The organism is Erwinia sp. 2186, from assembly GCF_057812255.1.
In genome coordinates, this window is sequence record NZ_CM173824.1 from 3,522,253 (window position 1) to 3,544,928 (window position 22,676).

Below are 22,676 nucleotides of genomic sequence, written 5' to 3' on the forward strand. Positions count from 1 at the left end.
CTGTATTACAGGAACGAATAGGAGAGCGACGCGCCCACACCGTAATTTCGTCCCGGCGCCGGCTCGTAGTAACGGCCGTTGCCTTCATTCACGATAACCGAGCCAACATAGGCTTTATCGAACAGGTTATCGACGCGGCTGAACAGGTCGAGAGACCACTTATCCCAGCCAAATTTGTAGCCGGTGCTCAGGCCAACCACGGTGTAAGACGGCGCTTTAGCGTCGTTTTCATCGTCGGCCTGAATGCTGCCCATATAGCGCACGTCAGCGCCGGCGTGCCAGCCCTGTTCCGGTGCCCAGGCCAGAGAAGCGTAGCCCATATTTTTCGCCACGCCCGGCAGACGGTTGCCGGATGGCGTACAGCTGCCGCTGTCATCACAGGTCGAATTGCGGTAGGTAGCATCAAGATACGTCCACGCCATTTTCATCTGCCAGTTTTCAGCAAACTGCTGGTCGAAGGATATCTCAACGCCCTGACGGCGGGTTTTACCGGCATTCTTATACACTGAACGTCCGTTGCTGCTGTCTTCCACCACCAGTTCGTTATCGGTGTTGGTCTGGAACACGGCGGCAGTCAACAGGCCATAGCCGATGCGGGTTTTGCTGCCCAGTTCCACGGTGTCGCTGGTTGACGGCTTCAGGCCGAGGTTCAGCCCGGTCTGACTGCCATCCACCGAGCGGTAGGAAAGCTCATTGATGGTTGGCGTTTCAAAGCCCCGTCCGGCGGACAGATAGACGTTCCAGGCATCGGTCACCGCGTAATTCAGCGATCCCATCGGCAGGAGTTTGTGGTAGCGCTTGCTGCCACTGTCATCGCCGTTTCCGGTGGTGACGTAATAATCGGTAGAGTCAAAGCTGACGGTGCTGTAGCGCATCCCCGCATCCAGCGTCCATTTCGGGGCCAGATCCCAGCTGGTTTGCAGGTAGGGATCGAGATTCCACATGACGTTCTTCTCGTTCCGGCGCTGCTCGCCCTTCTCGCCCAGCTCGGTGGTGCCGTTATCGATCACATAGTTCTGGAAGCCCTGACGACGTTCGGTCATGGTTTCGTAATCGAGGCCGCCAATAACGCTGAACGGCACTGAGCCAATCTGATCCTGATGCTTCCAGCGGGTATCAATACCGGAGTATTTACGTTCCAGCACAATCACCCCGCCCGGATAGGCCGGATTTTTCTGCACGGCGACAGGAATAGACTGATATTGCGTGGTATGGCGCTCGCCATGCCAGGTGGTCAGCGTCAGCTGGTCGTTTTCGCTCATCTCGCGCTGGTAACGCAGGCCCACCTGGGTCTGATCCAGACTCTTACGGGTGTTGAAGGTATCACCGCGCGGAGACTGGCGGGGATTGTCTTTCCATTCGGCGCGCGTCAAGCCGCCGGGATCGTTGGCATCGACCGAGACGCTGTTCAACATCAGCGTTAAGGTGCTGACATCATCAATCCGAACGCCGAGCCTGGCATTGCCGAGATTCTTTTGCGTGCCGCTGTGGTCGCGATAGCCGTTGGTGGTGAAGCGGGATCCGGAAATGGTGTAATTCACATCGCCTGCATGGGTGCCGTCACCGGTCGAGCCGCTGGCCTTAACGCTGTTGCGCCAGCTGCCGTAGCTGCCGAAGTAAGTGCCTGCTGTCAGTGTAGTTGGCTGGCTGCCGGTCTGCGTATCGATATTGACCACGCCGCCGGAGGCATTGCCGTACAGGGCCGAATAGGGGCCGCGCAGCACTTCGACCTTATCAATCGAGTTGATATCAATATTGGAGGTTTGCCCCTGCCCGTCGGGCATGGTGGCCGGAATGCCGTCAACATAGACGCGCACGCCACGAACGCCGTACATCGAGCGGCTACCAAAGCCACGGACGGACAGCTGAAGATCCTGTGCATAGTTCTGACGATTCTGGATCTGCAGGCCAGGCACGCTGCCGAGACTCTCGGACAGATTGACCTGCGCCGTGCTGTTGCGTAAATCATCACCGCTGACCACGCTGACCGCGGCCGGAGTGTCCAGTTCGGACAAGCCACTGCGCTGCTTAATGACCATCAGCGAGCCTTCGGAGGGGCTGTCGGTGGAGCTCTGCGGAGCCGTTGACTGGGCATAGCTCATCGCAGGCTGAAGTAGAAACAGCGGCGTTAAGAGAAAAGCAGACGTTTTGTTATTCACAGGATCGGTTCGTTATTTTTTTAAAGTTAGCCGTCAAAGCCTCACCGTCAGAATGGCCACGAAAAACCGGACTTTTCGTAAGCACCGTTATGCGATAAGACGCGCGCATCATGCTGCAAAAGTATACAAGACGTTTTGAAACTTGCCCGTCAATGTCCCCTACGGAATGAGGGTGATAGCGCAATCAGTCGAGTAAAACGGCTGTTCAGATGCGGAAAACAGGGGGAAAGTGTCAAAATCGGGCGGAATTGTAGCACTCAATAATTGCTTTGCGAACTGTTGTTACGCATTTTGCTGAATTGATTCAGTCGAACCCCACAAATTGATAATACACCGGGCAGTTTGCGTTAAATCAGCGCTTTTACCCCTGATCTTTACCGGGTTTCAGGCCAGGCGATATTTAACACACTCCCCGCTATACTCAGAGGAACACCCGAAAAAAAGGACGTATTATGCGCCGGCAGGAGTCAAAAAGACCGTTGTGCGCGGGTCTCAACCCGGCAATTTTTGCTGTGCCGCTGCTTGCCGCGCTGGCGCTGTTAACCGGCTGTTCATCCGGCGAAAAAGGCATGGTCTGTGAAGGCCAGGCGCAAACGCTGGATGGCCGCGTGCTGGGCAATGTGCAGGGCAAAATAGTCGATCGCTTTACCTCTTTCAGCGTCACCGTGCCGGATCTCACCTTAAACAGTGGCCCATTACACTCCGCCGATCGCCAGAAATATGTGCCTGCGGCGGTCACGCCAGAAGGCTGGCTGGCGATGCGGCTTTCCGATACGCGTTTTATGGTGGTCAATGCGCCGCAGGATAAGGTGCTGACCTTTAACTGCCCTTCCCGCTCAATCTGATCTTTATCCCGTCCTGCGAGCTTGCTAGTTTGTAGGCTCTGATTCTGACCTTACTGGAAACCTCAATGACCACCAGCCAGATGATTGCCAACCGCCACACCTATTTTGGCCGTGGAAGCCTGCGCGAGCTGCTGCCGCTGCTGCAAAACGATCCGCAACCCACTTTGCTGTTCTGTGGCCGTTCATTTCTGCAAGGCGGCGCGTGGGACGCGCTGAAAGCCGAACTGGAACCTTTGCTGCTGGGCCATGAGATAGTCAGCCATGAGGCCTCTCCTGCGGAGATTGATGGCTGGGTGGGTCGCTGGCGCGGCAAGGTGCAACGCGTGGTGGCCATTGGCGGCGGCAGCGTACTGGATGCCGCGAAAGCCTTTGCGGCGCTGAGCCAGCACCCACTGAATACCCTGCGCTATCTTGAAAAAGTCGGTGATACTCCGATTACCGGCGCAACCCTGCCGCTGATCGCCATCCCGACAACTGCCGGCACCGGCAGCGAAGTGACGCAAAACGCAGTGGTAACCGACAAGGCCGACATCAAGGTCAAAGCCTCGCTGCGTCACGCCAATTTTGTACCTGATATTGCCATTCTCGACCCCGATTTGCTGCGCGGCGCGCCAGAGCATGTGCTGGCCTGCTGCGCGATTGACGCCTTCACCCATCTGTTTGAAGCCTACCTTTCCAGTAAAGGCAATCTGTTCAGCCGTCAGACCGCGCTGAGCGGCATGCGCGCCTTTATCAGCGCCTGGCCACATCTGAACCGCAAAGATGAACAGGGTGATCTGGCGCGTGAGCAGATGATGCTGGCGTCCTGGCAGGGCGGCTTAAGCCTGAGCATGGCCGGGCTGGGGGTGATCCACGGCATCGCCGGGGAATTAGGGGCGATTAAAGATTATCATCACGGAGAAGTGTGCGGGCGCTTACTGCTACCTTTCCTGACGCTGCTGAACGACAGCGAAAATGAACAGCAACAGGAACTGATGGCGGATCTGGCGGCCACGCTGTTCCCTGGCTTTACCCTGCCGCCGGCCAGAATGCTGGTTCACTGGCTGAAAGATAATGCCATCACGCCTTTCTGGCACGATGCCCAGCCGCTGACGGCGGAAGAAGTCAGCTGGATCCTGGCGCGTTCCAACAGCAAGAATTCAATCGTGAGTTACAGCGAAGAGCAGCAACGCTTTATGCTGGAGCAGGCGTACTCCGTCGCCTGATCGCCAACGGCAGGCGGGCCTTCCCTGGCCTGCCTGCATTATCCAGCCTGATTCAGCACGTTATCGGCCTCTCCGCCTGTCATTCAGACCGACCTGACCGGCCGTTAAGCGCTCATGCCATTCAATTTTTCCAGCGCCTCCGCCGGTAAGTGCAGATCCTTCGCCGCCATATTTTCATGTAAATGCGCCACCGACGAGGTGCCGGGGATCAGCAAGATATTCGGCGAACGTTGTAGCAACCATGCCAGCGCCACCTGCATCGGCGTGGCATTCAGGCTTTTCGCCACGTCGGTCAGCTCGGCAGACTGCAACGGGCTGAAGCCACCCAGCGGGAAGAAAGGCACATACGCCACGCCCTGCGCGGCCAGGCTATCGACCAGCTGGTCGTCCTGACGGTTAGCCAGGTTATACAGGTTTTGCACGCAGACGATCTCGGTCATCGCCTGCGCATCGGCAACCTGTTTCGGCGTAACGTTACTGAGGCCAATATGACGGATCAGTCCCTGCTCCTTCAGTTTTATCAACGCCTGCAACGGCGCGTCGAGCGAGCCTTCCTGCGGCTGCTGGACGTTGAACATGCTGCGCAGATTCACCACATCCAGCACATCAACGCCCAGATTTTTCAGGTTGTCGTCGACCGCGCGCGCCAGCTCATCGGCACTAAACGCGGGCAGCCAACCGCCCTTCTCATCCCGGAAGCAACCGACTTTGGTGACAATGCACAGGCTTTCAGGCCAGGGATGCAGCGCCTCTTTGATTAACTGATTGGTGATATGCGGGCCGTAAAAATCCGAGGTATCAATCATATTGACGCCGGCGTCGACCACCGCACGCAGCACGTTGATGGCGGCCTGGCGATCGGCCGGTGGGCCAAACACGCCCGGACCGGCTAACTGCATAGCGCCGTAGCCCATACGGTTAATCTGACGACCCGCGAGGGGAAAGGTAAGCGAAAGATCGGACATAACAAACCTCCAGAGTTGATGACCTGATGATTGTAGCCCTGCTGAGTCTGTGCAACTATCCAGCAGAATCACGACAGACTGTACGATAAGGCGGACAATGAAACTCGATATTTCCCTGCTTCATGCGGTGGTGGCGGTAGCCAAAGCCGGCGGCTTTCGCGAAGCGGCACGCGTTACCGGCAGCAATCCCTCGCGTATGAGCGATGCGGTCAGACGGGCGGAACAGCAGCTGGGCATCCGGCTGTTTCACCGCACCACCCGTTCGGTCTCGCTGACCGACGCTGGCCGAGCGCTGATGGCGCGGCTGATGCCTGCTATGAACGAGATGGAGTCGGCGCTGGATGACATTAATCGCTATCGCGACACGCCTTCAGGCACCCTGCGTTTAAACGTGCCGATAAGCGTCTCAAGGCTGATCCTGCCGACGATCGTGCCGGCATTTCTGGCGCGCTACCCGGACATCCAACTGGAGATAGTTGCCGAAAGCAACGTGCAGGATGTGTTCCGCGAGGGCTGTGATGCCGGCATACGCTACAACGAAAAGCTGGAGCAGGATGTGATTGCCGTTCCGATTGGCCCGCGCAAGCAACGGTTTGCGCTGGCCGCCTCAGCGGATTACCTCAATCAGGCCGGACGGCCAACCCATCCACATCATCTGATACAGCACCGCTGCCTGCGCGGTCGCTTCGCCAGTGGCGTGGAGCCGGAGTGGGAATTTGAGCGTGAGGGAGAAAACGTGCGGGTTAAGCCGCCCGCCGCGCTGTTGGTCAGCATTGGCGCCGGTGTCGACCTGGCGGTGGATACCGCCATCGCCGGCGGCGGCATCGTTTACCTGTTCGAAGAGTGGCTTGCGCCCTATTTTGCCCGCGGCGAACTCGAACCCATTTTGCAGCCGTGGTGGCTGACCTTCCCCGGCCCGTGGCTCTATTATCCCGACCGCCGTCTGATCCCGGCACCGCTGCGGGCATTTATTGATTTTGTTGGGGAATGTGACTGAGAGCCGGGTTTGCAGTTTCGCTTGTCTACACTTATCTCTTTTGCGACCCAAAAGGAGATCGACATGAAGATTGAATTAACCGGCAAAACGGCGATTGTTACCGGCTCAACCAAGGGTATTGGTAAAGGGATTGCGGAAGGTCTGGCGGCCGCGGGCGCAACGGTGATTGTCACCGGCCGCAGCGAAGATCAGGTGAATTCGCTGGTGAAAAAACTCGGCAACAATGCGCGCGGTCATGTGGTGGATTTGGGGACGGAAGAGGGCTGTCAGGCGTTGATCAACGCCGAGCCCACCTGCGACGTGCTGGTCAACAACGTCGGGATTTTCCCGCAGGGGGATTTCTTTGAAACCACCGACGATACCTGGCAAAAGATTTGGGACGTCAACGTGATGTCCGCCGTGCGCCTGAGCCGTGCCTATATGCCGGCGATGAAGCAGGCAGGCTGGGGACGCGTGGTGTTCCTCTCTTCTGAATCTGCGGTGAATATCCCACCCGATATGATCCATTATGGCGTCAGCAAAACTGCGCTATTGGCTCTCTCTCGTGGACTGGCTAAAGCGGTTGCCGGATCCGGCGTCACGGTAAATGCCGTACTGCCCGGCCCGACGCTCTCCGATGGCTTTAAAGAGATGTTTAAGAAAGAGCTGGATCAGGGTGCCGATCTGGAAGAACTGGGCGCGAAATTTGTCAAAGCCAACCGCCCAACCTCGGTGATTCAGCGTGCCGCCAGCGTCGAAGAAGTCAGCAATATGGTGGTGTATGTCTGTTCACCGCTTTCCTCCGCCACGTCCGGTGCCGCCTTACGTGTCGACGGCGGTGTGGTCGAAACCCCGTTCTGATCCACAATGCGCCACTGCGGTGGCGCGTGTTCGCCGTATTTACTGGCACTATTCATCCGCTTTCAGCGCCCGATTTCTCCCCTTTTGCCCTTCCTCCGTTAGCGTTGCGCTAAGCAAGTGTAAATTTACCGTTAAGATCATCATTCTTAGGAGTATTCAGGTTGTTCTTCCCTTCCCTGCCCCCCAAATTGTCTGCATCAACACGACTTTTGCTCCATACCCATAGGGAAAAAAAGATGAAAAAATCAGGAATTATTGCCCTTTCTGCGCTGCTGTTTGCTTCAACCAGCCTGAGCGCATTTGCCGAAGGCCCACAGCAGGGTCATGACGATCAGCACCAGCAGCAGCCAGTGAAACGTCCACCGCAGGGCGGCAATCAGCACGGCGGCCAGCCGCAGGGTAATCCGCACGGTGCACAGCCACAGCGTGCTTCCGAGCACCGCGAGCCGCAGCACAAACAGTCGCATCACAATGACTTCCATCAGGGTCGCCCACTGCCGCAGAAATACCGGGGTGAAGGTTATCAGGTCAACGACTGGCATCAGCGTGGCCTGAAGGCGCCACCGGCCGGTCACCGCTGGCAGAATGTTGATGGCAACTATGTCCTGATTGCCATCAGCACCGGTGTGATTGCTTCTATCATTGCCCATCAGTAAGCGCTGAGATCCCGCGCTAAGCGGGCAATAAAAAGCCCCGCCAGATCGCTCTGGCGGGGCTTTTTTATGGCTTTGACACGTCCTGAGCAAATCAGGCGGCGTCAGGCCGTGCTATCAGAACGAGCTCCAGTTATCCGTTGCCAGTTCAGGTTTAATCAGTTTTCCCGCCCTGGCCGGTGATTTCACCACCGCTGGCTGATGAACGGCGGCGACCGCGCTGCCGGCCTGCACCTTAAACGCCCCCACCAGATTGCTCAGGGTCTGTGCCTGTTCCTGCAACGACTGGGAAGCCGCTGACGCTTCTTCCACCAGCGCGGCGTTCTGCTGCGTCACCGAGTCCATCTGACCCACGGCCAGATGTACCTGCTCAATGCCCTGGCTCTGCTCAGAGGTTGCTGCCGCCATTTCACCGACGATATCTGCCACCTGACGGATCGAACCCTGCACTTTCGCCATATTATCGCCGACGTTCGCCACCTGTACGGCACCGCTTTCCACCAGCTGTGCCGAGGTAACGATCAGATCTTTGATCTCTTTGGCTGCCACCGATGAGCGCTGTGCCAGGTTACGGACTTCGCTAGCGACCACGGCAAATCCACGCCCCTGCTCACCGGCACGCGCCGCTTCTACCGCGGCGTTTAACGCCAGGATGTTGGTTTGGAAGGCAATGCCTTCGATTAACCCGGTGATGTCGGAGATTTTGCTGGAGCTGGCCTTAATGTTGTCCATGGTTTTCACCATTGAGGACACCGCATTCCCGCTCTGCTCGGCCATTTCGTTGGCGTTGCTGGCTAACAGGCTGGCCTGTTTGGCGTTTTCGGCGTTCTGCTTCACCGTGTCGTTCAGGGTACTCATGCTGGCAGAGGTCTGCTCCAGTGAGGCAGCCTGTTCTTCCGTACGGGCAGACAGGTCTTCGTTACCGGCGGCAATCTGCGTTGAAGCCGAGCTGACGGACTGCGCCGAGGCGGTGACGGCGGTCATCGCAGTTGCCACACGCGCCATCAGGGCGTTGAAGGCGAAGGCGGTTTTGCCAATCTCGTCATGACGGCTGTCGTCAGCCAGACGGGTCAGATCCAGCGATTCGCTGGTCTCAACCATCACCTGCTGAATACTGTTCAGGCTGCGGCGCACGCCGAAGATGGTTTTGCAGGCCAGCGCGCCCATCAGCAGGATCACTACCGCAGAGAAGCTCAGCAAGCCCCAGAACACGCGAGAGTAAATCGCGCTGTTTTCTTTGCGTAAGCTTTCACCGATTTGAATGTTCAGCTCAATCTGTGCTTTCAGTTCCTTAGTCAGCTTATTTACGGCCGCGCCAATTCCACCTTCGCCCTGCATCATCGGCAAGGTAACCGCATCGTTATGCGCCAGTGAAGCGGTGATAAAGGCCGGCAACACCGCTTTAATCGCCTCGATATTGGCCAGCGCATCCACGGTCATGGCTTTATCTTCATCGCTGGAGATATCGTTAGCCATATAGTAATCGGTCTGGGTTTTTAACAGGTCAATCTGATCGTTAATCTTTTTCTCAAATTCATTCTGCTTGCTGTTGTTCGCTTCACTCTGATGCTCGTAAAGCGCCAGATTCAGCTTGCTGGCGGTGCTGATAGCCTTATCCAAATCTTTGATGCTGGGAATGGCGTTCATCTGAACGTATTCAAATCTGTTCTGGAACCCGGTGATGGCATAGAGAGAGAACCCGGCCAGCAGGCACAGGGCCACGGCGAGCAGGGAAAAAATAAAGAACAGTCTTTTTGTAATAGTCATGCTGAAACCTCAACGTGATTTCACTGGTGCCTTGTAAATAGCTGACAGACATCGCCCTCACCCTTCAGGTGAAGCAGCAGTCGGATCTAAGCTGGAATTAAGGTCAGAGAACGGCCTTACAGAGGTTATCGGTAGTTGAGCGGCGAAACTTTACCCTGAGGGAAGGATATAAAACGCGGGGATGTAGCAGGCTGAAAAGTAAGGGGAAAAGTAACACGGCTGGCGCAGAGGCCAGCCGTCAGAAGGACTAGTGGAAGGCGTTATTTAACAGGATTGAGGTAATCACCCCGGTTGCCGCCGCAATCAACACATAGTTGCCGTCGATGTAAGCCCAATTTTCACCCCTCGGGGGTTCACGCAGGCCACGTTCGTGCCAGTCATTGACGCGGTAATCATCGTAGCGATAGTGCGGTGGCAGGCGGTCGCCACGACGGAAGTCGTGTCCCTGCCACGCAAAGCGGTCGCGGGATTCGTAATGACGATCCGGGCCGCGATTGTCGTGACCGCGATCGTGATTATCATGGCCGCGATCGTCATGTCCGCGATCCGGACCACGACCTGGGCCGCCACCGTGGCCGTCAGGGCCGCCGTGTCCATCATGGCCGCCCTGCTGATGCCATGGCTGTCCCGGAGGGCCATCAGCCTGAGAAACCGTGGAGAACAGGGTGCTTGCCGTAAAGACGGTCATTAACAGTGCCAGAGTCGTTTTTTTCATTTTTGTATCCTCGATTTTCACCCGGCTTTCGTGCCGCCGTTGAGTGGTACTATCGGCTAAGCTCAGGCGGTTGAATATCTCCAAATGTCTTAAAACCCATGGACTTACGCTACTTTACCCCTTCTTATCACTTCCTTAACACTATGAACGAATTAAGGACCTTCCAGACGCGAATGATTTGTGTTAAGAGGGCCAAACGGCATAAAAAAAGAGAGGCCGAAGCCTCTCTCTGTATGTGGTGCCCGAAAATCCCTTACTTCTTCAGCGATTCTCTGACTTTCGCCACCTGGTCAGCGGTAACCGCCGACGCTTTGTTGCTCCAGCCCTGGCGGATAAAGGTCGCTAACTGCGCCACTTGATCATCGCTAAGACGGTTGGCAAAGCCTGGCATCGCCAGCGTGGAGGGCGCTTTCGCCGTTGAAGGCTGCTGCGCACCGGCCAGAATGGTATGAATCAACCCACCCGGATCGCCGGCATTAACGATGGTCGCCTGGTCCAGCTGCGGGAACACGCCCGGTGCGCCTTTACCGGTGACAAAGTGACAGGCGCCACAGTTGTCCAGATACAGACGCTCGCCCGCAGAGAGGTTTTTCGCCGCCGTCAGCTTCGCTTCCGTTGGGCTGATGGTGGTTTCCTGCGCGGCAGGTGCCGCCGGGTTGCCGCCAATAAACTTCAGGTAAGCGGCAATCGCTTTCAGGTCGGCATCGCTCATATACGAGGTGCTGTGCTCAACCACCGAGGTCATCTCGCCGCCCACCGCCGCCTTGTCGTTACGGCCGGTTGCCAGATAGTCGACGGTTTCCTGCTCGGTCCAGTGTGGCAGACCACGCAGGGAAGGCACTTCCCATCCGTTGAGGTTGCCACCGGCGAGGAACTGGTCGTCACCGCTATCCAGCGCTTTCTCGTTCATCCCCAGACCGCGCGGCGTGTGGCAGCTGCCACAGTGACCGAGGCTTTCCACCAGATAGGCACCGCGATTTACTTCCGCCGTGGCCCCACCGATAGGCTGGAATGGCTTGTCGGACACAAACGCCCAGTTCCAGAAGCGCATTCCCCAGCGCTGGCTGAACGGGAAACTCAGATCCGTTTCCGGCGGCACGTCGGCACTTGGCTTCACGCCCTGCATAAAGTAAGTGTAAAGCGCGTGCATATCCCGATCGTTGATCTTGGCGTAGTCCGGATAAGGCATTGCCGGATACAGGCGCTTGCCGTCTGGCAGCACACCCTTACGCACCGCATCAGAGAACTGCTGCTCGGAATAGTTGCCAATGCCGTGATCTTTATCCGGCGTGATATTGGTCGAATAAATCGTGCCGAGGTTCGACTCAATCGCCAGGCCGCCGGAGAACGCCGGTTTGCCCGGAATCGAGTGACAGGCACTGCAGTCGCCCAGACGGGAGATGTATTCCCCCTGCTTTACCAGCGCCGCATCGTCTGCCTGCGCCAGCTGACAAAATCCTGCGCCCAGCAGCAGCGTGTTGGCCAGAACCAAACTTTTTAATGTCATCTTCATATCGCTTACGCCTGTACCAGTGGGCCGGGATTTTTCAGATAGTGATCCTTGATCGCCTGAGCCGCCATCAGCGTGATTGCGCCAATGGTATCGGTCGGGTTCGCCTGGAAGTTCTGCGGGAACGCATTACCGCCTGGCACAAAGACGTTATGAACATCCCAGCTCTGCAGGTACTTATTCAGCGCAGAGGTCTTCGGATTATCGCCCATCACCGCGCCGCCGACGTTGTGGGTCGAGACATATTTGGTCAGGTCAAAGTGCGCATCCATCGGCAGGAAGCTTTCGCTGTAGCTGTCCGGGTTAAGCTCTTTGGTGATATTGCCGACGATCTGCTTCAGGTGCTGCTGCAACTTAAGCTCGTTGAGTTTCCAGTCGAAGGTCATACGCAGCAGCGGATAGCCATACTCATCTTTGTAGTTCGGATCCAGATCGAGATAGATATCGCGGTAGGACTGGCAGGTGGTGGTGATGCTGATCTTCATCGAATGGCCGTACCACTCTTCCATCCCCTCTTTCCAGCCGGTTCCCCATGCCGGAGTGCCTTTCGGCAAGGCGGTGCTGATTGGCGTACCGGTCGCCTGCGAGCTGTGAATTTTCGCGCCGCCGATAAAGCCCAGTGAAGGACCGTCGAAGTTGCCCGGTGACAGATCGTTAAACATCTGGCCGGTGGCGCCTGCGGTGGCGAACGGGTTGAAGTTTTTGTCTTTGAAGAACAGCGTCGAGCCGCCGTTGCTCAGGAAGGCATAGTTACGACCGATCACCCCTTCTTCGGTGATTGGGTTGTAAGGCTGGCCAATGCCGGACAGCAGCATCAGGCGCACATTGCAGAACTGGAAGCTGCTCAGCACCACGATTTTCGCTGGCTGGAAGCATTCGTTGCCCTGCGCATCGATGTAGATCACGCCCTTGGCGGTTTTCTTATCATCATGCAGCACCACTTTCATCACGTTGGCATGCACTTCGTAGGAAAAGTTATCCATACGCTTCAACGCATCCATCACCGCGGTCTGTGGCGAGGCTTTGGAGTAGTTGAGGCACGGATATTTACTGCAGTAACCGCAGTAGTTGCACGGCGCGATCTGGTTGCCATACGGGTTGGTCCAGGCACGGGAAACGCAAGCAGATGGGTTCGGGAACGGGTGATACCCCATTTTTTTGGTCACTTCCGCAAACATGCTGCTGTTCAGCGTATCTTCCAGTGCGGGCAGTGGATACGGCTCTGAACGTGGCCCTTCGAACGGATCGCCACCTTCCATAATCTGGCCGCGCAGGTTACCGGTTTTACCGGACTGGCCGCAGATATGTTCAAACTTGGTGTAATACGGCTCGATTTCATCCCAGGTGAACGGGAAGTCCATGATGCGCATATCTTCCTGCAGAATGCCGGGCTTGTAGGCTTCGTCTGCATAGGTTTTCAGCTTGAGATCGGTTGGCGTTGGACGGATCAATACCGCCGTCCAGTGCAGGCCCGATCCGCCGACGCCGGTACCGGGTGCGAACGCGCCCCATTTACGGGTTGGCAGCGCGGTTTCGCTCATGTTGTAGCGTACGGTCACCGCGGCTTCCGCCGGCGTGGCCATCACTTTATTACGGACCGCGTAAGCGTACTCATCCGCCGGTTTTGGATATTTGAACTCTTCGTAGCCGCGATCGCCACCACGTTCCAGCGCACGAACTGTCAGCCCGGCCATCGCCAGCTCAATACTCATCAGTGAGCCAGCCCAACCCAGGCCGACGACTACGACGTCGACTTCTTCTTTATTTACAGTTGCCATCTTAAATCCTGTCACTCATCAGAAAACGGAGTCAGCGCGATTAGCGCAATCAGCGTGATTAGCGCACTCAGGCCTGCATGCCTAACAGGCTGACCGGGCCCAGTGGATATGGCACGTTGTGCTGCTTCACCCATTCGGTAAAGCTGGCGCGCGCGCCAGGGAAGCCGATGGCGATCCACGCCTTCATCCCCTTGTTTCCGCCATAGATAGGATCGGCAAGGTAACCGTGCTTGGTATCGGCCAGCAGCTCGCTAAAGAACTGCGATCCTTTCAGTGCCTCTTCGCCCAGATCGGCGAAGCTGATGGTGTTCTTCTGAACCTGAGTCAGCACGGCGTCTTTGTCCGCATCAGACAGTTCATGGAAGGATTTTTGATGGGTCGTCTGGCACCAGCCCTCGATCAGCTTGATACCGGTTTTGTAGATCTGCTGAGGACGGAACGGGATTTGATAGCCCATCGTGGCAGGCGCGTGGGTGTTGAACGGCCCCTGCATATAGATTTCAGATCCCATATCACCGTGCATTTGCTGATCGATAAAGATCGGCACGTTGGTTTCCAGTGCGCCTGGTGCTTTACCTTTGCCGCCAGCCGGGATCAGGCGGTCGCAGGCAGCCATGATGAATTGCCATTCATCGGCGCTAAAAAAGATCGGTTTATAATCGACCAGCTCGGGTGCGGCCATTTCCGCAGCCTGGGCGGCAGTAATACCTTTCAGGACCATATCGCCTAGCGGTAATGCCAACAGCGATCCTATTAAAAACTTACGACGGGTAGTTTCTTTTTGAAGGAGCATAACATCACGACTCTCACATGCTAATAAAATGTAATTTGAGTTAATAAGTATGGTTATCGACAGTGCTGAACGTAATGTTATGGATAGGAGGGTTACAAAATGTAAAATTTGAATTCAGTTTATTTATAGTTAAATGTTTATCACGTTGTTAAATTTAAGCATGAAAATGATAAAGGCCTGTTATGGTTAAAAAAACCGCATAACCCCTGTTTTTATGCTGATTAGGGCCAGTTATCCCTTGTGATTATCCGGGAATAATTCAAAAGCGTGACTATACCCCCATTAAATAAATGGAAAAAATTCGTCTGACGCCTTTCTTATTATTTAACGCAAGAGGATCATGATATTAACAAATATAAAACAACTGAGCGCTGAATTCCCGCTTATTCAGACATTCAGCGGCAACGGGAATAAGCGGAAATCAGTGACGATCGAGGCGCGAATGCAGGGAATAGACATTATTGTGCGGCTCATCAGGCGAATGGTCGTCTGGTGGCGCAAAGCGGGCGTTATAGCGCTGACGAAATGCCAGCATTTCCTGCGCGTCGGGTTCCAGCTCGCGCAGGAATGACATCGCCAGCCTGACGTGTTCATTGCTGAGTTCGGTCGGAAGATAGGCTTTACGCAGCACGCCGCGCCAGAACATCAGGCTTTCGTCGGACTCGTCGACGATAAACACCTGGTAGATCAGCAGCACGCTGGCCCCGTTGGCGATATGGGCTTCATTATCCCGCGCCAGGTACTGCACAAACTCTTCGCCCGCCACGCGTCCCATCGTATTAATCAATGACTCCACGTACACCGGCTCCAGATTCAACCGCTTAGTCAGCGCTTTGCTGGCCCGCCGGGTCTGGGAATTCAGCACACGAAAACCAATTATAAAGACCACAACCAGGGTCACGAGCATCAGCCAAATCATTAACTATCCTGTTCCAGACACGGGCCGCTCAAGGACGGCGATTCTGCGGGGCGTCAGAGTAACAGCAGCCTGTCAGCCTTTGCAACAAAGAGAAAAGGCTGCCCGCAGGCAGCCTCTGAATTAACGCTTCTTCATGCAGCACAGTGGACATAAGCGGCTGCTACCATAACGTTTGTTTGCTGTAAGTAATGCATCTGCTGAGGTATAAAACGTGCCCAAAAACTCTCTTTGTCGTTTCAGAATGCTTAGCTTCAGGCAGCCTGAGCGGTGGACAACTTTGAGAGCATCCTGGCGCGCTTTCTGCTCCAGATAATAGTAATCGCCCATTGTTATCTCTTTGTCATAAATTACCCGACAAACAGACAGTACACCCGGTCGACTGTTAAAAATGTCTTTATATTCGCCTTTCCGGCAAATTCAGAAAGCTCCCCAGGATAAGCCTCAGGCTAGCCCCGCAGCGTGGACGGCGTGCAGCCATACACGCTTTTAAAACGGTTGCTGAAATGGCTGGAGGAGTTAAAGCCGCAGACCAGCGCGATTTCGGTCAGTGGAAGCGGACTTCCGCGCACCAGCTGTTCCGCTTTGGCCATCCGCCGCTGCATCACGTACTGATGCGGTGCCAGCTGGGTGGACTGCTTAAACATCCGCGCAAAGTGAAACTCGCTGAGTCCCGCCTGCACCGCCAGTTCGGCCAGCGTTAACGGGCTGGCAAGATGCTCTTCGATAAACGCCATAATGTTGCGTAACACCGCCGGGGCCAGTCCGCCTCTTAGCGCGGGCAACTTCCACAGCACCTCGCTGTAATGCTGCAACAGATGGGTCATCAACAGGGTTGAGGCGCTGCTGAGCATCAGATGGTTGGCATTCTGCTGCCAGTCGCTGCTCAGCAAAAAATGGCGATACAGCTGGGTAATGCGCACATCCTCACTGAACACCTTTTCATCCAGCGAAATGCTTGCCGGGCTTTTATCCCAGATTTGCTCGGCCAGATGGCGCAGATGACGATCGGTGCAGTAAAGATGCACGAAGGAGAATTCGGAACGGATATCCCAGACCGATTCGCTGTTTTCGGGCATCAGGCAAAAACGGTCCGGACCGCCGCCGTTCTGCCAGCCGGAACGGGTTTTATGCCAGGTGTTCACCCCGCCCTCAACGTACAGGCTCAGCGTGTGGTGATCGCTACGCTGCCGGACGCAGTCAAAGTCATTACGCCATGCCGCCAGTTGAATACCCGAGCCAAGCTGCACGCTGCCCTGCAGGCGCGCGCGATGCTGACGCAGATTTTCAAAAGCCTGATAGGGCTGGGGCATAACGTTACCTGAAGGTGGAAACAAAGCCGTATTTTAAGGAGCTGCCGGAGCAGATTCCAGCGCTTATCCCCGCAAGCCGAAAATAACCGCAAGAATATGCAAGTCTGCGCAGGCTGCTGAAAGCGACACGGTCAGGTAACTGACACACTGGCGGCAATTAAACGCGGTTTTTGAGGTGTCACGATGAACGGAATTTTATACGCATTGGTGGTGGTGATTTGGGGGACGACATGGATTGCCATTGTGATGCAGCAAGGCGTGGTGTCGGTTACCGTCTCCATTTTCTGGCGCTTTCTGGTGGCGGCGCTGGCGATGGTCATCGTGCTGGGCCTGGCGGGTCGGCTGCGAAAAGTCAGCCTGAAGGATCACCTTTACTGCCTGTTACAGGGCTGCTGCGTGTTCGGCTTTAACTTTGTCTGCTTCTACCATGCGGCTTCTTATATCAGCAGCGGGTTGGAGTCGGTGATTTTCTCAATGGCGGTGCTGTATAACGCGGTGAACAGCATGCTGTTCTTCCGCCAGCGTCCGCATCCCAATCTGTTACCGGCCGCCGCGCTGGGCATTGTCGGCATTATCGCCCTTTTCTGGCACGACCTGATGGCCACGCAGATGGCGCCGTCTTTGCTGATCGGCATCGGCCTGAGCGCGCTGGGGACCTTCGGCTTCTCGCTGGGCAATATGATCAGCACCCGCCACCAGCGTCGCGGGCTGGAAATCCTCTCGACCAACACCTATGCGATGTTTTACGGTGCGCTGGTAATGGCCGCCATCAGCCTGTTTAACGGCGATCGCTTTATGCCGGACCTGTCGGTGCGCTATCTGGGATCGCTGCTGTATCTGGCGATTTTCGGTTCGGTGATCGCCTTCGGCGCTTACTTCACGCTGGTTGGCCGCATTGGTGCCAGCCAGGCCGCCTACAGCACCCTGCTGTTCCCGCTGGTGGCGCTGACCCTGTCCACGCTGTACGAAGGCTACGTCTGGCATGCGAACGCGGTGATTGGCCTGGTCTTGATCCTGCTGGGGAATCTGGTGATGTTTGCTAAACCCGGTTTCTTCCGCGTTGGCCGCACTACGCCACTGCCGAAGTCTTCCTGAGAGAAAAAGCTCAAGGTGCCTCCTGAGCTCCGGGCGTGAAATGCTAGACTGTAAGGCATTCGCTGTCGCGATGCGTCGCGACAGTCTGCCCATAACGCCAGAGGAGGCACCATGAGCAAGCCACTGCAGATAGACTTCGTTTCCGATATTTCCTGTCCCTGGTGCATTATCGGCCTTCAGGGGCTGGAGCAAGCGCTGGCTGAACTCGGCCCCGACGTTCAGGCTAACATCACCTTCCAGCCCTTCGAGTTAAACCCGTCAATGGCGGCTGAAGGTCAGGATCTGGTTGAGCATATCGCCGAGAAATACGGTTCGTCACCGGAAGAATCTGCTGAGAATCGTCAGCGCATCCGCGAACGTGCTGAGGCGGTGGGCTTTGAGATGAATAACGCCGGGCCGGGACTGCGCATCTATAACACCTTCGATGCGCACCGCTTGTTGCACTGGGCGGAAGGCTTTGGCCTGCAGCAGCCGCTGAAGCACGCGCTGTTTACCGCCTACTTTACCGATGGCGAAAACCCGTCGAGTCACGTGGTGCTGGTTAACGTCGCCGAAGACGTTGGGCTGGATCCGGTTGAAGCGGCCGAGGTGCTGGCGACCAACCGCTATGCTGACGAGGTTCGCGCGCTGGAGCGTGAATGGGTGGATGCCGGTATTCAGTCCGTGCCGTCCATCGTGTTCGATCGCCAGTATCTGCTCTCCGGTGGACAGCCGCCGGAAGCCTTTAAATCGGCCATTGAGAACATTTTGCAACAGCGGGAAACAGCGGCAAGCTAAGGACGGAGCATGACCTTTTTTATCTTTCTTTTTGCCTGCTGTGCAGCAGGCAGTACCGGGATGCTGTTTAAACCTGGCGAGTGGTATAAGTCGTTAAAAAAACCGGGCTTCACCCCGCCAAACTGGGCGTTTCCGGTGGCCTGGTCGATTATTTATCTGCTGCTTGCCTGGGCAGGCTACCGTCTGACCATGCTGCCAGGCAGCGAGACGCTGCTGGCATTGTGGGCGGCACAGATTGCGCTGAACACGCTGTGGACGCCGGTGTTCTTCGGCTCGCACCGCATTCTTGCCGGGATGATAATCCTGACCCTGCTGTGGCTGGTGGTTGCGGCGATGGTGGTGATGGCCCTTCAGCTGGAAGCGCTGACTGGCCTGATCCTGCTGCCTTATCTGGCGTGGCTGTCGATCGCCGCCGCCCTCAACTTCTCAATCCTGTGCAATAACCGCAGATAATGCGCGATGGCTCCTCGCATTAGCGGGGAGCTTCTTCCAGCACCTTGTGGATCACCGCCGACAGCTGGTTGATCTCAAACTTCGCCACGTAGCCATTCGCACCGACCTTACGCACATGATCTTCGTTTGCGCTGCCGGACAGCGACGAGTGGATCACCACCGGAATATCCCGCAGGTTAATGTCGGTTTTGATATTGCGCGTCAGGGTGAAGCCATCCATTTCCGGCATTTCCAGATCGGTCAGCACCATCGAGATTTTATCGCGGATCGGGATCCCTTCTTCCTTCGCCTGCTGCTGGATACTTCTGATGCGGTTCCAGGCTTCCAGACCGGTGTTGTGCATCTCTGCCGGAATGCCCATCGCCTTCAGGCCCTGTTCCAGCATCTGCCGGGCAACCTTCGAATCTTCTGCCACGATCGCCACCGAACCTGGACGGATATCAAACTCTTTCAGCTTGATGTCGCCTTCCTTCACTTCACGCACCGACGGGATCACGTCATGCAGGATCTGCTCGACATCCAGCACCAACGCCATGGTGGTGTTGTTGTCTTTGTCAGTATTCAGACAGGCGATGCTGGTGATATTACGGCTGCTGACGCCGGCTTCCGCAGCGTGGACCTGGCTCCAGTCCAGACGCACGATATCCTCAACCGATTCGACGGCAAAGGCCTGGGTGCTGCGGGCATATTCCGTCACCAGGATCAGGTTAAGGCCGGTGGTTGGCGTGCAGCCGACGACCGCCGGCAGGTCGATCACCGGAATAAACTGACCGCGAATGTTGGCCATCCCCAGCAGCGGTGACTTCATGCCTGCCGCTTTGGTGATGGTGGTCATCGGGACGATTTCACGCAGCTTAAAGACGTTGATGCCGAACAGTTCAGACTTTTCTTCGTTGAGATCCGAGCCTAAACGAAACACCAGCAGTTCAAATTTATTGGATAAGGCGAGGTTGGCGCGCTCATCGATCTCTTTCTGAAAGTTATCCATTTTAATCCTCTAGTTTTCGTCGCTGCTCTCAACGAGGCGCATACGGGAAGTGTTACCCCTGCACGCCGTTGCGCGCTGAAATCACTCTGAGAGGGTTATCGGCAGAAGAAGAAAAAAATACAGGGGACTTCTGTCCCCTGTTGCTGATTTTATTCGCAGGCTGACTATTGTTTCGCCGCCGCAACCAGCGAATCGCGGGTGATCTCAGCGATGCAACGGGCGCCGGTGAGGGTCATCGCCACGCGCATTTCTTTCTCAAACAGGTTGAGCAGATGGGTCACGCCCGCCTCGCCGTCGGTGGCCAGCGCATAGAGGAACGCGCGGCCAATCAATGCGGTGTCCGCCCCCAACGCCAGCATGCGCAGCACGTCCAGCCCGCTGCGCACGCCGCCATCGGCCAGAATGGTCAGATCGCCTTTGACCGCATCGGCAATCGCCGGTAACGCCCGCGCCGACGAGAGCACGCCATCCAGCTGGCGACCGCCGTGATTGGAAACGACAATGCCATCGGCACCAAAGCGCACCGCATCGCGCGCATCGTCTGGATCCAGAATGCCTTTGATGATCATCGGCCCCTTCCAGAAGTCACGGATCCACTCCAGATCGCTCCACGAGATCGACGGATCGAAGTTATTCGCCAGCCAGCCGATGTAATCCTGCAGATTGGTCGGCTCGCCGCGATAGGCCGAGATATTGCCCAGATCGTGCGGGCGCCCATGCAAACCCACATCCCAGGCCCACTGCGGATGGGTCACCGACTGCAGATAGCGGCGCATCGCCGCATTGGGACCGCTCATCCCGGAGTGCGCATCACGGTAACGCGCGCCCGGCACCGGCATATCCACGGTAAACACCAGCGTGGTACAGCCCGCGGCCTGAGCACGCTCCAGCGCATTGCGCATAAATCCCCGGTCGCGCAGCACGTACAGCTGGAACCACATCGGCCGGTTCATCACCGGCGCGACTTCTTCTATCGGACACACGGAGACCGTCGACAGGGTAAACGGGATGCCCTTTTTATCCGCCGCGCGCGCGGCCTGCACTTCCCCGCGCCGGGCGTACATGCCACACAGGCCGACAGGCGCTAACGCCACCGGCATCGACAGCGTTTCGTTAAACAGTGTTGTTGTCAGGTCCAGCGAGGACATGTTGCGCAGAATGCGCTGACGCAGCGCGATATCGGCCAGGTCTTCACAGTTGCGTTGCAGCGTGTGTTCGTCGTAGGCCCCGCCATCCGCATAGTGAAACAGAAACGGCGGGATCTTGGCCTTTGCCGCGGCGCGGTAGTCTTTCGAGGAGGAGATAATCACGGGTGTGCCTCACTTAAGCTGCGGGTTAATGTCGGGAATACGCAGGCTGCGGGCGTGTCGCGCCGCCTGCTCGGTCAGGCCATGCAGAGTCTGGGCAACAAACTCCAGATGGTGAAGGGTGGCGTCGCGGGCAGCATCCGCCTCTCCGGCGACAATTGCCCGGTAGATGGCCTGATGCTGGGCGGAAAGCCGATCGAGAATGGCTGGCTGGGTAAACATCTTCTGGCGGCTTTGCATCACTGAGGATTGCAGCAGATCGAACAGGCCGCGCATCGCCTGCAGCAACACCAGATTGTGCGAGGCTTCGGCAATCGCCAGGTGAAAGCGCACGTCAGCGTGTGCGGCAAGATCGGGATCGTCACGATCGGAGATGGTTTGCATCGCCTCGAAGCACATTTTCAGCCGCGCCCTATCCTCTTCGGTGGCGCGGCTGGCGGCGTGCCAGGCGGTGCTGGCTTCAATCGCCATGCGCGCTTCCAGCACGTCATAGCGATAGCCCGGGTCCTCGGCCAGCAGTGAGCTGAGCGGCATCACCAGACTCTCTTCGCTCCAGTCCACCGTCTCGGGTTGCAGGAAGGTGCCGCCTCCGCGACGGCTGAATAAGACGCCCTGGCTGGTGAGCGTTTGAATCGCTTCCCGCAGTGAGGATCGCGAGACGCCAAACTGCTGCGCCAGCTGACGTTCGGCAGGCAGACGTGCGCCCGGTTGAAGGTGATTTTGGTGGATAAAGTCCCGCAGACGATCCACCAGCAGTTCGTTGCTCATCGCTGATTGGTCCTACCAAAAAAGGCGTTTGACCGGGCGATTGTTCCTCTTTCGCTAACCTGAATGCAACGATTGCGTAACCTGATGCGTTCAGGGCCTAAGCGGGATCACAGAATGGGAGAATTGGTAGGACCAAAAAATGAAAAACGCCGGGGGATTTCTCCGTCCGGCGTCATTGCGGTGTGGCGGGAATGCTTATTTCAGTTCGGCAACCATGCACACGGCACGGGCGGCTTCAGCGCCCTTCTTGATAAAGTGCTCACTGTAGAAACCGGTGAACTCTTCAGCGGGCTGGAAGTTGTGCGGCGTCAGGGAGACGGAGAACACCGGCACGTCGGTGGCCAGCTGCACATCCATCAGGCCAGTCACCACCGCCTGAGCAACAAAGTCATGACGGTAAATGCCGCCATCAACCACCAGCGCGGCGCAAACAATCGCATCAACGTCACCCCGTTTTGCCAGGCGCTGTGCCAGCAACGGCATCTCAAAGGCACCGGGTACGTCCAGCACGGTGATCTGGCAGTCAACGTCACGCGCGGCCATCTCTTTCTTGAACCCAACCAGCGTCTGGTTAACGATGTCGGCGTGCCAGTTGGCTTTAATAAATGCAACCTTCAGCGGGGAAACCATACATTACTCCTGTCAAATGGGCGACGATGACCACCCTAAAGTCAGATAGTTTAAGCCTCACCGCGGCAATGGGAAAGCCTGATTCGAAAACATTTCAAAAATGTTATATGCAAGTGACGGAAAAATAGCACTAAGCCGACCCGTTGAGGCGGCTGCGGCAATAAAAAACCCAGCGCGGTGGCTGGGTTGTTTGAGCGTCACA

The 22,676-nt window shown here is 56.5% G+C and carries 21 protein-coding genes; 8 read left to right on the plus strand and 13 right to left on the minus strand.

What is annotated here, in order from left to right:
• Window positions 1–5: 5 nt before the first annotated feature.
• Window positions 6–2,102 carry a TonB-dependent receptor PqqU gene (gene pqqU / locus ACXKZG_RS16395; RefSeq protein WP_488876279.1) on the minus strand — a complete coding sequence of 699 codons (2,097 nt, stop codon included), beginning with the start codon at window positions 2,100–2,102 and terminating at the stop codon, window positions 6–8.
• 569 nt (window positions 2,103–2,671) lie between these two features.
• Between pqqU and ACXKZG_RS16400 the strand changes: the two genes are divergently transcribed.
• Both ACXKZG_RS16400 and ACXKZG_RS16405 read left to right on the plus strand, forming a co-directional pair.
• On the plus strand, window positions 2,672–3,004 hold the full coding sequence (locus tag ACXKZG_RS16400) for a hypothetical protein (RefSeq protein WP_488875155.1): 333 nt from the start codon (window positions 2,672–2,674) through the stop codon (window positions 3,002–3,004).
• 65 nt (window positions 3,005–3,069) lie between these two features.
• Window positions 3,070–4,209 (plus strand): iron-containing alcohol dehydrogenase, encoded by a 1,140-nt coding sequence (locus tag ACXKZG_RS16405; protein WP_134823676.1) that lies wholly within the window; start codon window positions 3,070–3,072, stop codon window positions 4,207–4,209.
• Between the two features lie 104 nt (window positions 4,210–4,313).
• On the opposite strand, the gene ACXKZG_RS16410 is transcribed toward ACXKZG_RS16405, so the two are convergent.
• A complete protein-coding gene (locus ACXKZG_RS16410; RefSeq protein WP_053146194.1) occupies window positions 4,314–5,174 on the minus strand; it encodes an aldo/keto reductase family oxidoreductase in 861 nt (286 codons plus the stop codon).
• Window positions 5,175–5,271: 97 nt separating this feature from the next.
• Here ACXKZG_RS16410 and ACXKZG_RS16415 point away from each other — a divergent pair, with 97 nt between their 5' ends.
• The 3 genes from ACXKZG_RS16415 to ACXKZG_RS16425 all read left to right on the plus strand — a co-directional run bounded on the left by ACXKZG_RS16415 (window position 5,272) and on the right by ACXKZG_RS16425 (window position 7,667).
• Window positions 5,272–6,171 (plus strand): LysR substrate-binding domain-containing protein, encoded by a 900-nt coding sequence (locus tag ACXKZG_RS16415; RefSeq protein ID WP_346565840.1) that lies wholly within the window; start codon window positions 5,272–5,274, stop codon window positions 6,169–6,171.
• 63 nt (window positions 6,172–6,234) lie between these two features.
• A complete protein-coding gene (locus tag ACXKZG_RS16420; RefSeq protein WP_013201231.1) occupies window positions 6,235–7,011 on the plus strand; it encodes an SDR family NAD(P)-dependent oxidoreductase in 777 nt (258 codons plus the stop codon).
• A gap of 236 nt (window positions 7,012–7,247) precedes the next feature.
• Window positions 7,248–7,667 (plus strand): RcnB family protein, encoded by a 420-nt coding sequence (locus ACXKZG_RS16425; protein ID WP_013201230.1) that lies wholly within the window; start codon window positions 7,248–7,250, stop codon window positions 7,665–7,667.
• 114 nt (window positions 7,668–7,781) lie between these two features.
• Here the strand turns inward: ACXKZG_RS16425 and ACXKZG_RS16430 are convergent, their stop codons facing one another.
• The 7 genes from ACXKZG_RS16430 to ACXKZG_RS16460 form a co-directional block, all read right to left on the minus strand.
• On the minus strand, window positions 7,782–9,431 hold the full coding sequence (locus ACXKZG_RS16430; RefSeq protein WP_346565837.1) for a methyl-accepting chemotaxis protein: 1,650 nt from the start codon (window positions 9,429–9,431) through the stop codon (window positions 7,782–7,784).
• Window positions 9,432–9,678: 247 nt separating this feature from the next.
• Window positions 9,679–10,146 (minus strand): RcnB family protein, encoded by a 468-nt coding sequence (locus ACXKZG_RS16435; protein WP_134823670.1) that lies wholly within the window; start codon window positions 10,144–10,146, stop codon window positions 9,679–9,681.
• A 253-nt stretch (window positions 10,147–10,399) separates the two neighbouring features.
• The gene (locus ACXKZG_RS16440; RefSeq protein ID WP_081461052.1) at window positions 10,400–11,653 is read right to left on the minus strand and encodes a c-type cytochrome; all 1,254 of its coding nucleotides are present in this window, start codon (window positions 11,651–11,653) and stop codon (window positions 10,400–10,402) included.
• A gap of 11 nt (window positions 11,654–11,664) precedes the next feature.
• Window positions 11,665–13,434, minus strand: a complete 1,770-nt coding sequence (locus ACXKZG_RS16445; protein ID WP_346565835.1) for a GMC family oxidoreductase — start codon at window positions 13,432–13,434, stop codon at window positions 11,665–11,667.
• 67 nt (window positions 13,435–13,501) lie between these two features.
• Window positions 13,502–14,227 (minus strand): gluconate 2-dehydrogenase subunit 3 family protein, encoded by a 726-nt coding sequence (locus ACXKZG_RS16450; protein WP_013201225.1) that lies wholly within the window; start codon window positions 14,225–14,227, stop codon window positions 13,502–13,504.
• Window positions 14,228–14,648: 421 nt separating this feature from the next.
• The gene (locus ACXKZG_RS16455) at window positions 14,649–15,146 is read right to left on the minus strand and encodes a DUF1198 family protein (protein WP_013201224.1); all 498 of its coding nucleotides are present in this window, start codon (window positions 15,144–15,146) and stop codon (window positions 14,649–14,651) included.
• Window positions 15,147–15,592: 446 nt separating this feature from the next.
• Window positions 15,593–16,456 (minus strand): helix-turn-helix domain-containing protein, encoded by an 864-nt coding sequence (locus ACXKZG_RS16460; RefSeq protein ID WP_488875156.1) that lies wholly within the window; start codon window positions 16,454–16,456, stop codon window positions 15,593–15,595.
• A 183-nt stretch (window positions 16,457–16,639) separates the two neighbouring features.
• On the opposite strand from ACXKZG_RS16460, the gene ACXKZG_RS16465 reads away from it, so the two are divergent.
• The 3 genes from ACXKZG_RS16465 to tspO all read left to right on the plus strand — a co-directional run bounded on the left by ACXKZG_RS16465 (window position 16,640) and on the right by tspO (window position 18,781).
• The gene (locus tag ACXKZG_RS16465; protein WP_488875157.1) at window positions 16,640–17,551 is read left to right on the plus strand and encodes a DMT family transporter; all 912 of its coding nucleotides are present in this window, start codon (window positions 16,640–16,642) and stop codon (window positions 17,549–17,551) included.
• 111 nt (window positions 17,552–17,662) lie between these two features.
• A complete protein-coding gene (locus ACXKZG_RS16470) occupies window positions 17,663–18,328 on the plus strand; it encodes a DsbA family oxidoreductase (RefSeq protein WP_013201221.1) in 666 nt (221 codons plus the stop codon).
• A gap of 9 nt (window positions 18,329–18,337) precedes the next feature.
• The gene (gene tspO, locus ACXKZG_RS16475; protein ID WP_013201220.1) at window positions 18,338–18,781 is read left to right on the plus strand and encodes a tryptophan-rich sensory protein TspO; all 444 of its coding nucleotides are present in this window, start codon (window positions 18,338–18,340) and stop codon (window positions 18,779–18,781) included.
• Window positions 18,782–18,800: 19 nt separating this feature from the next.
• Here tspO and ACXKZG_RS16480 read toward each other — a convergent pair whose 3' ends face one another.
• The 4 genes from ACXKZG_RS16480 to ACXKZG_RS16495 all read right to left on the minus strand — a co-directional run bounded on the left by ACXKZG_RS16480 (window position 18,801) and on the right by ACXKZG_RS16495 (window position 22,474).
• The gene (locus ACXKZG_RS16480; protein ID WP_013201219.1) at window positions 18,801–19,769 is read right to left on the minus strand and encodes a chemotaxis protein; all 969 of its coding nucleotides are present in this window, start codon (window positions 19,767–19,769) and stop codon (window positions 18,801–18,803) included.
• A gap of 164 nt (window positions 19,770–19,933) precedes the next feature.
• Window positions 19,934–21,079: an FMN-dependent L-lactate dehydrogenase LldD gene (gene lldD / locus ACXKZG_RS16485; protein WP_346599457.1), complete on the minus strand. Its 1,146-nt coding sequence runs from the start codon at window positions 21,077–21,079 to the stop codon at window positions 19,934–19,936.
• Between the two features lie 9 nt (window positions 21,080–21,088).
• Entirely contained in the window at window positions 21,089–21,844 is a 756-nt protein-coding gene (gene lldR, locus ACXKZG_RS16490) for a transcriptional regulator LldR (RefSeq protein WP_488875158.1), read from the minus strand.
• Between the two features lie 195 nt (window positions 21,845–22,039).
• Window positions 22,040–22,474 carry a 6,7-dimethyl-8-ribityllumazine synthase gene (locus tag ACXKZG_RS16495; protein WP_013201216.1) on the minus strand — a complete coding sequence of 145 codons (435 nt, stop codon included), beginning with the start codon at window positions 22,472–22,474 and terminating at the stop codon, window positions 22,040–22,042.
• Window positions 22,475–22,676 lie beyond the last annotated feature (202 nt).